The following is an 11,993-nucleotide window of genomic DNA, read 5'->3' as shown; positions in this document are numbered from 1 at the left end:
TACTGCCCCAATTAAAATTATACTTCCTCCAACAACGTTCGGAAAGAAACGTATCTATTCAGAAAACGTACGTGATGTTTATCCTGAAATTCTTTTGCGTGAAGTTTATCGTAGGTAAAATAATCTTCCATGGTCTGAAAATAGTACTGACACGAAAAGGTCGTTCCTTCGTTGTCTATTTCAGTCAACAGTTTTAATATCTTATTGCCCATCGGCAATCCGGTAGCCATAATTTCGGGGATATGAACGTTTTTCATCCATTGTAGCCATTCCAACTCTAGGGTCTTATCTATGTTTACAGTAACACTGTGAAGAATCATATCAATTATTTTTTTGTTCTCTAATTAGCGCAATATTTAAAAAAATGAGCGATTATTCGTCACAACAAAAAAATAATCTTGATTTCTTTGGCGTTTCAGGAGAAACTGGTAGCTTTATCAACTGCTCAGGCAGTCTAAAGCGTCCCTCCAATTTTAAGACCTGTCCAATGGACTATAAGGCACTCAAAGAATTGGTCAGACAGGGTGAAGGCAAACGGGTAGAGTTTAAACTCAAAACCAATCACCCCGAAAAAATCGTCCGAGAAGTGGTGGCTTTTGCCAATACTGACGGCGGGCGCCTCCTCATCGGCATCGGCGATGACCGCACTATCAAAGGCCTCAAGTACGTCGACGAAGACGAGTACCTTCTGACACGGGCCATCGAAAAATACTGCTCCCCTGGCATCGAATACTCCATTGACCGCATTCCCGTCGGCGAAGAGCGCGACGTGCTGGTGTTTACGGTGTATCCTAGCAAGGGGCGCCCGCACTACGTGTTGCAAGAAGCCGAACACCCACGCGTAAATACGACCTTCGTCCGTAAAAAATACGTTCCTCAAAAAAATACCAATCAGGTCCGTAAGGCCTATGTACGCGTTGCGGATAAGTCTATTCAAGCCAGTTGGGAAATGCGGGAGATTTTACGCCGTAAAAGCGACGACCGCAATGTTCAGTTCAGGTACGGTGAAAAAGAGCGTAAACTTATGCAGCATTTAGACCAACACCAAAGCGTAACGGTCGATGTATTTGCCACCATTGCAAACATTCCCCGAAATTTAGCCTCCAAAACCCTCGTATTGTTGGTTCTCGCCAATGTGCTCGAAGTGCATCCCGACGAAGTGGTTGATCGTTTTACCGTGGCCGGGTTTTAATAAACTAAAAATCCATCACCCTCAGAAAGGATGATGGATTGTATACTACCTAAACCTCTACCATTATATTTTTTTCCGGAAAGCTCCGAAAGTAAAAATACTTGGTTTTACCTCTTATAACTTTGGTACGCCCAAATTTGTTCCATAAAAACAAAAAACACCTCCTTTTGTTACCAAAAACCTCTAATTATTGGTTTTTTAAGGGATATTTATTTTTTGATTTTCGCTACGCAATTTTGCTTTTACGGTATCCATAACCGAAATAAATGACTAGCCCAGCAGCCATCCATGCAAAAAATACAAACCATGAATTGACGGGGATTTCAATCATCAAGTAGCTGCAACAAAGCACTCCCAACACGGGAATCAAGGACCATTTACGCAGAAAACTAAAAACAGAAAAGGCAAAAGAGAGAAATACAAAAATCAAAAACAGGTATTCTTGATGTTGTTCATTGCCAAAATGCGAAAAGCCGCCAAAGATTCTTTCTCGTGTCAAAAAAGCAAATACAATCCATAAAACAGGCACAATAAATTGACCGTTGATGTAAGGTAAACTAAAGGATTTTTTGACCGTACGGCTTTCTCTTGGCAGCACCAAGACTCCACCACACACCAGCACAAACGCAAACAACGTACCGATACTGGTTAAATCGGTCACCAAAGAAGCATCCATAAACAGTGCGGGAATCGCTACCAAAAAACCAGTTATAATCGTTGCAAAAGAGGGCGTACTGTATTTGGGGTGGATTTTACTGAAGGCCTTGGGCAACAGTCCGTCGCGACTCATGCTCATCCAAATACGCGGCTGACCTATCTGAAATACCAACAATACACTCGTAGCCGCCACAACAGCACTAACTGAAACAAAATAACCTACTTTCGGCTGACCAATCTTATCAAATACATAGGCCAATGGGTCGGCTACGCCCTGAAACTCCGAATAATTGACCATGCCCGTAATAACCAACGCAATAACGATATAAATCACAGTACAAATAATCAACGAATAAATCATTCCTCGGGGTAAATCGCGCTGCGGATTAGCGCATTCTTCCGCAGTGGTTGAAATGGCATCAAAACCGATGTAAGCAAAAAACACCGCCGATACGCCTTTTAACACCCCCCCAAATTCGTTGGGAAAGAATGGGGTCCAGTTGTCGGTATTGATAAAAAACACCCCAACTACTACCACTACCAGCAACACAAGGAGCTTTAAACCTACCATTGCGTTGGCACTTTTCTTGCTCTCTTTGATGCCAATGTAAGCCAAAATCGTAACCAAAATAACGATAACAAAAGCGGGTAAATTGAAAATCAACTTTGTATCTCCCAAGGCGGGTGCCGTAGTCCAAGCGAGATTTTCGAGCGACGTACCCGCCGCTTGGGCCGCTTCGTAAAGCTTTAGCGCGGTGGTGGTATCGGTCACCATCCAACGCGGCAAAATAATGCCAACGCCCTGCAAAATATTATCGAAATAGCTACTCCACGATATTGCGACCACGATATTGCCGATGGCATATTCTAAAATCAACGCCCAGCCAATAATCCAAGCGACCACTTCGCCAAAGGTGACGTAAGAATAGGTATAGGCACTTCCTGATACGGGTACTCGGGAGGCAAATTCGGCGTAACACAGGGCCGTAAATCCACAAGTAATGGCCGTAATCACAAATAAGAAAATAACGCCCGGCCCTCCATCATAGGCGGCAGCGCCAATCGTCGAAAAAATCCCTGCTCCGATAACCGCCGCAATTCCCATCGATACCAAATCACGAACCCCAAGGATTTTTGACATCCCGCCGCTAGCATGACTCTCGGCTTCGGCATTTTTTAGAATTTGCTCTAATGATTTTTTTCGAAAAAGGGAATTATTCATTTGAAGTGTTGTTTAGGGTTTAGCTTGCTTATAAAGCGGGTAAAAATAGGAATTATTACGACAAATCTCGCCAAAAACTGATTTTTCGGTGTAGAAGACACTTTTTTAACAATAAAATTAAAAGAGCTAACCGAGAAGATAAAACGGGTTTTTAGCCTACAAAAATATTCATTTATCCAAGCTGATTCACTGACTTTTGGCCGCTACGTAGTCTTCCCACGTATCAATATCTGACAGCGTTTCTAACAAATAATACCTCGCAGAATCAGGGTTATGTGGACTTGTTTGCGCTAAATCGGCGATGGTTTCTTGCAAGAGCGTGGGCTGACTCCATGATTTGTTTTCAAACAAATTTCGATGCAAGTTTTTCATTCCCAATAAGTAATATCCTCCGTCATCGGCAGGGCCAATGACCACCTCATGGGTTTCCAATGCGGCAAATGCCTTTGATAAATGCTCAGGCCGAATGGCCAAACAATCACTTCCTACAATAACGATACGGTCAGCGGTTTTCAATTCCGTTGCAAATGCCGCTTTCATTCGGTCGCCTAAATCACTGCTTTGACATTGTAATTTTTTCTCAAAAAAAGGTTCATTCCACAGGTCATCGTGGTTGATAAAATCCCCGTAGTAAACACAAACCCGTTTTTGGGTAGACCCAACGACCTCACTTACCCATTCCTTCATAACATTTTTGGTATGTTTAAGCAACTCGACGTATACCTCTACGGCTTTTTCATTGCCTACACTAGCCGCCACCCGCGTCTTTACTTTACCTAAAATCGGGTTTTTAACAAAAACAATAACTGAGCAAATCATTCGTTTGGGTTGGATAGTTGAAAGAAAGATAGTAAGATTGATAAAAAAATAGAACAATTGAGCAGTTCATACGCATTTATGAAACATTTCCTTTGGATAGCCCTTATCCTGATCACCGCCACATCATACGCCCAAGACGTTGCCTTTAAGAAAATCATTGCCAATCAAAAAGTTGATCCCACGCTTGCTACCCTCACCGAGTCCGAACAAAGTGAGTCGGGCGTAGTGCTCAAAAATCAACTTTTTATCGAATATACGTTTGATTCGCTGGGGCAGTTTTCCTGCATTCAGGGAATTTATAAGCGGATTCGTATCAATGACTCCAAAGCCATTGAAATGTACAACAAAATCATCCTTCCTGTTCCCAATACCAATGACCTCCTTTATCTGAAAGCCCGAAGTATCAGCAAAAACGGTACCATCAAGGAAGTCGGACTGGAAGCCGTGAAAGAATTGGAAGAACAGGGCCGCGTGTATAAAATTCTGGCCGTTGAAGGCATAGAAGCGGGCGGAGAATTGGAATACATCAGCCTGTTTAGACGTAACAGCACACTTTTTGGCTCCGAAATCCTGCAAAGCGATATTCCCGTTCGTAGTTCTGAGTTAAAAATCATTACGCCTTCTTACCTACAATTTGAGGCCAAAGTATACAATGCACCCGCTGCCATTGGGACAGACACCTTGAATGAAAAACGAACTACCACTGTTTTGGTTAATAATCTAAAACCCATTCACGAAGAAAAATACGCCAACATAAAGGCCAACTTGGTACGAGCCGATTATAAATTATCGTACAACCTCAGCCGAGGCGAAGAACGACTGTATACGTGGCAAAGTGCCGCCGAAACGTTTTTTGACTATTTAAGAACGGGCCTCGAAGAGTCTAAAAAGGCCGTAGATGCTGTATTGGTCAAGGAAAAAATCAAAGGACTTCCGCCAGAAATTGCGATTAAGAAATTTGAAAATTACGCCAAAACCAACATTGCAGTCAAAGAAGAGGAAGATGCCGAAACGGCCTCCGCTATTTTACAAAAACAATACGCATCCAAAGCGGGCATGATGCGCCTGTACATCACGGCCTTGGAGTCGCTCAATATTCCGTACGAGATTGTCGTAGGAACCAGTCGCGCCAGTGCGGTTTTTGACAAAGAATTTGACTCTTGGAGTTTTTTGGATGAATATTTACTCTATTTCCCCACCACAAAAAAGTTTCTTGATCCTGGCAGTCCTATTCTGCGGTACGGCATGATTGACCAATTTATGGAAGGGAACTACGCGCTCTTTATTAAAAAGAAAAAAGCGGGCACCGAAACAATTCCCGAAGGAGAAATTCGGCTCATTCCTTTTTCCACAATCGCCGACAACCACGACGACTTGGCTATGGAGGTATCTTTTTCTCCCGCTATGGATCAGGTTCAGGGGAAAGTAACTCGCCAAATGACGGGGCATCAGGCGGCACAATTGCGCCCCTACTATCATTTTGTAAAAGCCGAAGAAGAGCGCAAAAACCTCACCAATGAAATCATCAAATCGACACTCAAGCCCGATGTAACCTACACCAACGTCCAAATCAAAAACACCAATCTCAACAGCGACGAAGTATTTAAACCGTTTATTTTATCTACCGATATGGTACTTAAAAGCGTTTTGGAACGCGCTGGTAAAAAGTATTTATTTAAAGTAGGCGAGTTGATTGGGCCACAGGTTGAAATGTACAATGAAGGCGCCCGTCAGTTTTCGATTGATATGGGCAATGCTCACTCGTACAAACGTGTGATGAAGATTCGGATTCCAGAAGGTTATAAAGTAAGCGGCTTAGAAAGCCTAAAGCGTTCTATTACCGATGGTAAGGCCGAGCCCATCATGGGTTTTGTGTCTGATTATAAGATGGAAGGAAATTTATTGACCGTCACGATTGATGAGTACTACAAACAGGTTTTACAACCGCTTGAAACGTACGAAATTTTCCAGAAGATTATCAATGCTGCAGCCGATTTCAACAAAGTGACGCTCTTATTAGAGAAAAAATAAAAGAATCATCCAGAATCTATAACTTTGTTTTCTAATCAGACCAGCGCAGTTCTGGGCGATTTTGACCTAAACATTTATTTTTCCATCGCTTCCAATGAACTTGAAATTTTTTGTCTTACTGCTCATTTCGGGGTCTGTTTTCATGGGTTGTGCATCTTCCAAACCTGTACGCTCCACCACCGTTGATGCTTACAGCAATTACGACGAGGATTTGTCTGCAGTAAGGCCAAAATACAAAGAATCAGCCCCTGTCGAAACGGCCAAAAAACCCGAAGTAAAACGGGTTTTGTCGGACCAGCCACTGCACGTAAATCGTAAATTGGATGCCGTAGTGGACACCATCGCTTCCAAAAACCGCGCCATTCGTTTTGCTTCGGGGTATCGTATTCAAATTTATGTAGGTAATACGCGCAAAGAAGCCGACGATGCGCGCTTGTTTACCTATCAAACTTTCCCAGAATTAAACCCCTACTTGGTCTACAGTCAACCCACCTATCGCGTCAGAATCGGCGATTTTATGACGCGTTTGGAAGCAGAACGTTATCTGCAACAGGTACGGAGCCGTTACGAGAGTGCGGTCATTTTAGCTGAAAAGATTGATTTAAAGAAAAGTTTAATGGTAAAATAGCTAAGTTTGCTGTTTCGTTGTTCAATAATTCTATATGAGAAAACGCGCACTAATTACAGGGATTACGGGTCAAGATGGTGCTTATCTGGCCGAATTTTTACTACAAAAGGGATACGAAGTACACGGTATCAAGCGCCGGAGCTCTTTGTTTAATACCCAGCGGATTGACCACCTTTATGCCGACCCGCACGAAACCGACGTTCGTCTTTTTCTTCACTACGGCGACCTCTCTGATTCTACCAATATCATTCGCTTGATTCAGGAAATTCAGCCCGATGAAATCTATAACTTGGGGGCACAGTCGCACGTACGCGTCAGCTTTGAAGAACCCGAATATACCGCACAAGTGGATGGGTTGGGTACTATGCGTATTTTGGAGGCCGTTCGGTTATTGGGTATGACGCAAAAAACGCGTATCTATCAGGCTTCTACCTCTGAGCTATATGGCTTGGTACAAGCCGTTCCGCAGTCAGAAACCACTCCTTTTTACCCACGTTCTCCGTATGCCGTTGCCAAGTTGTACGGATATTGGATAACGGTCAATTACCGTGAAGCTTACAACATGTACGCCGTCAACGGGATTTTATTTAACCACGAATCACCCTTGCGCGGAGAGACGTTTGTGACCCGTAAAATCACCCGTGCCGTAGCGAGGATTGCATTGGGCTTACAAGAAAAAGTATTTTTGGGCAATCTAGACGCGCAACGCGACTGGGGCCACGCCAAAGATTATGTAGAAGCCATGTGGCTGATGCTCCAGCAGGATACGCCCGAGGATTTTGTAATTGCCACTGGAGTTACAACACGCATCCGCGATTTTGTGCGTATGGCGTTTGATGAAGTAGGCATTGAACTTGAGTTTGTGGGCGAAGGCGTTGACGAAAAAGCAATTGTTTCTAAATGTAACAACCCCGATTATCAACTGCCCATTGGAAAAGAAGTAGTAGGAATTGACCCGCGTTATTTCCGTCCTACCGAAGTAGAGTTGCTCATTGGTGACCCAACCAAGGCAAATACAAAATTAGGCTGGATTCCTAAATATGATTTGCCTGCTTTGGTGAAAGAAATGATTGAATCAGATTTAGATATTTTCAAACGTGACCAGATTCTGGAACGCGAAGGGCATCGTCCGTTGAATTATTTTGAATAAAGGAACTGGGCTTTTAGAAAACAGTTCACAGTTAGGAGATTCTCTGGCTGTGAACTGTTTTTATTTTAAACAATCTCTTGCATCCGCTGCCGCGCAGCTTCATAAATCACCATTCCCGCCGCTACCGATACATTCAGCGACGCAACTTTCCCTTTCATCGGAATTTTGATATTCATATTCGACCGGCGAATCAGTTCAGGCGAAACCCCGTCCTCTTCCGAGCCCATGATGATGGCCGTAGGGGTTGTGAAATCAACATTGGTCAAAATCTGAGCGGCTTTTTCGGTACAGGCAATGACCTGCACCCCACTGTCCTGCAAGTACTGTACGGTATCCATCAAATTATTTTCACGACAAACTGGCAAGTGACTCAACGCACCCGAGGAAGTTTTAATAGCATCGCTATTGATTTGAGCCGCCCCACGCATCGGAACGACAATTGCATGAACGCCCATGCACTCTGCCGAACGGGCAATCGCTCCGAAATTGCGCACATCCGTAATTCGGTCTAGCATTAATAACAATGGCACTTCGCCTTTTTCAAAAATGCCTGCCAATATATTATGCAGCGATACATAACGGATAGCTGATACAAAGGCAATAACACCCTGATGATTTTTACGCGTAATCTGGTTCAATTTTTCCATCGGAACGCGCTGAACGGGAATACCCCGCTCAATGGCCATTTCCAGAATGTCGGCAAAACTTTGCTCCCGAAACACGATTATTTTGTCAATTTCCTGTCCTGCCTTTAGTGCTTCAATCACCGGCTGAGTACCGAAAACCAGTTCTTTCTCCCGCGTTTTGTCGACGGGTTTTGTCGTATGAATTGTCCTTTTTTTAGGATATTCGTTTCTTTCAAATGCCATTTTATTAACTTTTTTTAGCAATCACCATCGCCATTCCAGGGATGGTAAAATATCGAATCGTTTTATATATTTTCAATCCTGCGGCCCGTTGCCACGCCTGAATTTCTTGCACCGTCCAATTCCCAGACGTGCTGGTCAGCCCAAAAAATAGGCTGCTTGAACTGCCCACTAATTCGGGCGCACTATCCAACGCAGGACGAATAAATTCATTGACAATAAAAATGCCGTCTTTGCGCAAACTACGCGCTACCCGACCGGTTAGTTCTTGATTTTGCGCCTCCGTAAAATGGTGGGCCACATTTGACAAAAGAACGGCATCGTACTGGTTTTCCCCCAAATCATCCATCAACGCGTTTCCTGCCTGATACGTAATTCGATTCTGAACATCAGCGGGAAGCGATGACTTCTCAATAGCTTCGGGCAAATCCAGAATGACTGCTTCCAGATTAGGCAATTTACGACAGAGAGCAGCGGCATATTGACCGTTGGCCCCGCCAATATCCAGCAAACGCGTGGCTTTTTTGGAAATGGGCACCCTTTTTTCAAACTCCCTTACTTCCGATTTAGCCACCGATTGCATAGCATCCTGATACAGCTGCCATTGTTTTTCGTCAAATACCTCATGCGACTCCATTCCTTGTCCAGTGCGAAGATAATTCCCTAAATTGCTTACCCAATCCCAGGCAACCCGATTGTTATAGACCGCAATGGCATGTACTGAATGTGGACTTTGGGATACGATCCATTTTTGGGCCATTGCTGTTAACCGAAATTGGTCATTTTCAAACGACAAATATTCCATCGACACCAACAATGTCAGCAATTGTGCCGTAGGGCGCGGATGTAAATGACAGGCTTCCGCAATGGTCTCCGATGTATTTTTCCCCTGATAAATGGCGTCAAAAACTCCTGCATCTGCGGCTTCCATCACGGCTTTGGCCATGATAAAATACATCTGAACATGCAACAGCGGAATGGGCACCTGATTGGTTTTCAGGGCTAGCCATTCCAACGGATTTTCGGGAGCGACACGGAGTTGCATATAATACCAGTTGGCAGTAAACAGTTTTCGGTGAGCAGAAAAATTGTTTTTCAGCAAAAAACCCGTCCGAATAAATTCAGACGGGTTTATGCCAAGTTTCTTCTGTAAAAAATGCTTATGCTTCGGCCAGTTCAGGCAATTCAATGTGAACGAATGACTTGTTGTCACGTCCGCGAGAGAATTTCACTGTACCGTTTGCCAATGCAAATAACGTATAGTCACGGCCAACACCTACGTTGCGACCTGGGTGGTATTTAGTACCACGCTGACGCACGATGATGTTACCGGCTGTAGCAGGCTGGCCACCGTAGATTTTAACGCCAAGGCGTTTACTTTCCGATTCACGACCGTTTTTCGAACTACCTACACCTTTCTTGTGTGCCATTTCTTTGGGTATTTTAAAATTTTAAGATGCGATTAATTAAGGAATTAGCCGACGATTGCGTCAATTTTTACTTTCGTTAATGACTGACGGTGACCGTTTTTCTTCACGTAGCCTTTGCGACGCTTTTTCTTGAAAACAATCACTTTTTCACCTTTAAGGTGCTCAACGATTGTGGCTTTTACACTGGCACCGGTTACCGTCGGTGCGCCAATGCTGATGGTTCCTTCGTTATCCACCAACAATACTTTTTCAAATACGAGCGCAGCGTCCACATCTCCTTCCAAACGATTGGTAAAGATTTGTTGGCCCTCTTCAACTTTAAATTGCTGTCCCGCGATTTCTACGATTGCGTACATGTTATTTTCGATTAAAACAGTTTTTTCCAAAAATGGAGTGCAAAAATAGCGGTTTCGAGAAAAATTACCAAGCTATTTCTAAAAAAAATCAGGTCATTACGCACATTTCTCCCGATTTATCTTAAAACCTGACACTCAGGGCAATAATACGTGGTGCGCCCTCCTACTTGCAGGTGTTCAATTCGTACTTTATCGCACGGGCAGCGTTTGTGACGCAGCGCGTCTTCGTAAGGAGATACGTCCCATTCTCGGGAGTGAATCAGAAAATGCTGGGGGAAACGTCCGTAGTTGGCTTCGTGCTCAATGGCCGTTTCGAGTACGTAGCGCGTAGCGCTGAAAATACGTCCGATTTCACTGTCATTCAATTGGTTACTCAGCATTTCAGGGTGAATTTTCGCCTGAAACAATACCTCATCCACAATCCAGTTACCAATGCCCGCCACCGTACTTTGGTCCAGCAAAACGGGTTTGATAAAACTCTTGCGTTTTCTGATGTTGTACGTCAATTCCTCTAAACTTATATCAAGCGCGTCGGGTGCGATTTTCTTCTTTTTAAGATAAGCATCTACACTTTCTACCAATCCGATGCGTTCAAATTTGCGCGGACAGATAAACCCCAAATTGAATCCTGATTTCAAAATGAACACAATCCGCGCATGACGCGGCCGGTCGAGCGACGAATGATAATACTCCAAATCGCCCGTCATGCCAAAGTGCATGTGGAGCGTGGAGCCGCCGTTGGTATAAATAAAGAGATTTTTTCCGACGCGTTTGGTACTGGCAAAGGTCTGGCCAATAAGCGTTTCGGTAAGCGTAGCGTAATCGGTGGTGAGGAGTTTTCGGTCTTCTACATCGATGGCTTCGATGGGCTGGTGAAGACAGGTGGCTTCAAAATAGCGTCGATAGGTTTCAACTTCGGGAAGTTCTGGCATGGCATAACGGTCAATAAGTATTGATAACTATCAAACTCAAATTCCCGCCATTTTGATTAAGATATTCAATTCTTTTTCATCAAGGGAATCCTTTTCACTTTTGTCATAGTCTGAAAGAAGATATTCATGCCTGTTCTTCTTTAAGTTCCCTTAAAAATTCTCGGGCCGATTGGAGTTTCTTTTTCCCCTGCTGATGTTCTTCCACTTTTTCCAATACCAATTTCAGTCCCTCGACCCATTCCAATTGTTCAGGCGTCGGCACAAACTCTTTAACGGTTTTTGTTTTTTCAATTTTTACAAAACTGAAGGCTTTGATTACCTTGATAAAAAACGTATTCACGGTCGGGGACACTCAACGGTATTTGTTTCATAATGACCAGTTTTAGTGTTACGGACTTTCTAATTCCTGTTTATTCAATCACTTTTGGCACCCTGAAATACGTTCCATCTTGTGAGGGGGCATTGTACAGGCCCTGCTCACGGGGCAGGTGATTTCCAACCACATCTTCGCGCATAACATTGATTTCGGAAGAAATATGCGTCAACGGGGCTACATTCTCGGTGTCCAGTTCATTGAGATGCTCCATCCACGAAAGTACATTTTCTAGGCTTTGGAGTAAGGGCGCTTCTTCTTCGGGGGTGATTTCCAAACGTGCCAAGTTGGCAATCTTGTGAAGGGTGGCTTTGTCGATTTGCATTGCTTGATTTTT

General features: G+C 43.8%; 14 protein-coding genes. 4 read left to right on the top strand and 10 right to left on the bottom strand.

The features are described from left to right. Positions 1–17: 17 nt before the first annotated feature. Entirely contained in the window at positions 18–320 is a 303-nt protein-coding gene (locus GVN20_RS00450) for a DUF4286 family protein (protein ID WP_166556453.1), read from the bottom strand. Positions 321–487: 167 nt separating this feature from the next. Here GVN20_RS00450 and GVN20_RS00445 point away from each other — a divergent pair, with 167 nt between their 5' ends. Further along, positions 488–1,192, top strand: coding sequence for a helix-turn-helix domain-containing protein (locus GVN20_RS00445; RefSeq protein ID WP_166557253.1), 705 nt, complete (start codon positions 488–490; stop codon positions 1,190–1,192). Positions 1,193–1,418: 226 nt separating this feature from the next. On the opposite strand, the gene GVN20_RS00440 is transcribed toward GVN20_RS00445, so the two are convergent. Together GVN20_RS00440 and GVN20_RS00435 are read right to left on the bottom strand one after the other, a co-directional pair. Beyond that, the gene (locus GVN20_RS00440; RefSeq protein WP_166556452.1) at positions 1,419–3,071 is read right to left on the bottom strand and encodes an amino acid permease; all 1,653 of its coding nucleotides are present in this window, start codon (positions 3,069–3,071) and stop codon (positions 1,419–1,421) included. Between the two features lie 186 nt (positions 3,072–3,257). Then, complete coding sequence (locus GVN20_RS00435; protein ID WP_166556451.1) at positions 3,258–3,890, bottom strand: TIGR04282 family arsenosugar biosynthesis glycosyltransferase; 633 nt, start codon at positions 3,888–3,890, stop codon at positions 3,258–3,260. Between the two features lie 78 nt (positions 3,891–3,968). On the opposite strand from GVN20_RS00435, the gene GVN20_RS00430 reads away from it, so the two are divergent. From GVN20_RS00430 to gmd, 3 genes are all read left to right on the top strand, one after another. Beyond that, a complete protein-coding gene (locus GVN20_RS00430; RefSeq protein ID WP_166556450.1) occupies positions 3,969–5,921 on the top strand; it encodes a DUF3857 domain-containing protein in 1,953 nt (650 codons plus the stop codon). Between the two features lie 94 nt (positions 5,922–6,015). Further along, complete coding sequence (locus GVN20_RS00425; protein WP_114462394.1) at positions 6,016–6,549, top strand: SPOR domain-containing protein; 534 nt, start codon at positions 6,016–6,018, stop codon at positions 6,547–6,549. Between the two features lie 34 nt (positions 6,550–6,583). Then, entirely contained in the window at positions 6,584–7,699 is a 1,116-nt protein-coding gene (gene gmd / locus GVN20_RS00420; RefSeq protein WP_166556449.1) for a GDP-mannose 4,6-dehydratase, read from the top strand. A 65-nt stretch (positions 7,700–7,764) separates the two neighbouring features. On the opposite strand, the gene rlmB is transcribed toward gmd, so the two are convergent. The 7 genes from rlmB to gatC all read right to left on the bottom strand — a co-directional run bounded on the left by rlmB (position 7,765) and on the right by gatC (position 11,981). Further along, positions 7,765–8,568, bottom strand: coding sequence for a 23S rRNA (guanosine(2251)-2'-O)-methyltransferase RlmB (gene rlmB, locus GVN20_RS00415; RefSeq protein WP_206023169.1), 804 nt, complete (start codon positions 8,566–8,568; stop codon positions 7,765–7,767). 4 nt (positions 8,569–8,572) lie between these two features. Then, entirely contained in the window at positions 8,573–9,610 is a 1,038-nt protein-coding gene (locus GVN20_RS00410; RefSeq protein WP_166556448.1) for a methyltransferase, read from the bottom strand. A 115-nt stretch (positions 9,611–9,725) separates the two neighbouring features. After that, positions 9,726–9,995, bottom strand: a complete 270-nt coding sequence (gene rpmA, locus GVN20_RS00405; RefSeq protein ID WP_114068013.1) for a 50S ribosomal protein L27 — start codon at positions 9,993–9,995, stop codon at positions 9,726–9,728. Between the two features lie 44 nt (positions 9,996–10,039). Further along, complete coding sequence (gene rplU, locus GVN20_RS00400; protein ID WP_114070322.1) at positions 10,040–10,351, bottom strand: 50S ribosomal protein L21; 312 nt, start codon at positions 10,349–10,351, stop codon at positions 10,040–10,042. Positions 10,352–10,467: 116 nt separating this feature from the next. Beyond that, entirely contained in the window at positions 10,468–11,283 is an 816-nt protein-coding gene (locus GVN20_RS00395; RefSeq protein ID WP_166556447.1) for an Fpg/Nei family DNA glycosylase, read from the bottom strand. Between the two features lie 124 nt (positions 11,284–11,407). Next, positions 11,408–11,623 (bottom strand): hypothetical protein, encoded by a 216-nt coding sequence (locus tag GVN20_RS00390; RefSeq protein WP_166556446.1) that lies wholly within the window; start codon positions 11,621–11,623, stop codon positions 11,408–11,410. A 70-nt stretch (positions 11,624–11,693) separates the two neighbouring features. Beyond that, on the bottom strand, positions 11,694–11,981 hold the full coding sequence (gene gatC, locus GVN20_RS00385) for an Asp-tRNA(Asn)/Glu-tRNA(Gln) amidotransferase subunit GatC (protein ID WP_166556445.1): 288 nt from the start codon (positions 11,979–11,981) through the stop codon (positions 11,694–11,696). Positions 11,982–11,993 lie beyond the last annotated feature (12 nt).

The organism is Runella sp. CRIBMP (genome assembly GCF_009905605.1).
Taxonomy (GTDB): Bacteria; Bacteroidota; Bacteroidia; order Cytophagales; family Spirosomataceae; genus Runella.
The sequence above is the reverse complement of the archived record's forward strand: the minus strand, read 5'-3'. Positions and strand labels throughout refer to the sequence as shown.

Excerpts from the sequence above, each read along its gene's own strand:
- rplU (WP_114070322.1), bottom strand. The coding sequence starts at position 10,351 with ATGTACGCAATCGTAGAAATCGCGGGACAGCAATTTAAAGTTGAAGAG.
- rpmA (WP_114068013.1), bottom strand. The coding sequence starts at position 9,995 with ATGGCACACAAGAAAGGTGTAGGTAGTTCGAAAAACGGTCGTGAATCG.
- GVN20_RS00410 (WP_166556448.1), bottom strand. The coding sequence starts at position 9,610 with ATGCAACTCCGTGTCGCTCCCGAAAATCCGTTGGAATGGCTAGCCCTG.
- GVN20_RS00440 (WP_166556452.1), bottom strand. The coding sequence starts at position 3,071 with ATGAATAATTCCCTTTTTCGAAAAAAATCATTAGAGCAAATTCTAAAA.
- GVN20_RS00395 (WP_166556447.1), bottom strand. The coding sequence starts at position 11,283 with ATGCCAGAACTTCCCGAAGTTGAAACCTATCGACGCTATTTTGAAGCC.
- GVN20_RS00430 (WP_166556450.1), top strand. The coding sequence starts at position 3,969 with ATGAAACATTTCCTTTGGATAGCCCTTATCCTGATCACCGCCACATCA.
- GVN20_RS00445 (WP_166557253.1), top strand. The coding sequence starts at position 488 with ATGGACTATAAGGCACTCAAAGAATTGGTCAGACAGGGTGAAGGCAAA.
- GVN20_RS00435 (WP_166556451.1), bottom strand. The coding sequence starts at position 3,890 with ATGATTTGCTCAGTTATTGTTTTTGTTAAAAACCCGATTTTAGGTAAA.
- GVN20_RS00450 (WP_166556453.1), bottom strand. The coding sequence starts at position 320 with ATGATTCTTCACAGTGTTACTGTAAACATAGATAAGACCCTAGAGTTG.
- GVN20_RS00425 (WP_114462394.1), top strand. The coding sequence starts at position 6,016 with ATGAACTTGAAATTTTTTGTCTTACTGCTCATTTCGGGGTCTGTTTTC.
- gatC (WP_166556445.1), bottom strand. The coding sequence starts at position 11,981 with ATGCAAATCGACAAAGCCACCCTTCACAAGATTGCCAACTTGGCACGT.
- gmd (WP_166556449.1), top strand. The coding sequence starts at position 6,584 with ATGAGAAAACGCGCACTAATTACAGGGATTACGGGTCAAGATGGTGCT.
- rlmB (WP_206023169.1), bottom strand. The coding sequence starts at position 8,568 with ATGGCATTTGAAAGAAACGAATATCCTAAAAAAAGGACAATTCATACG.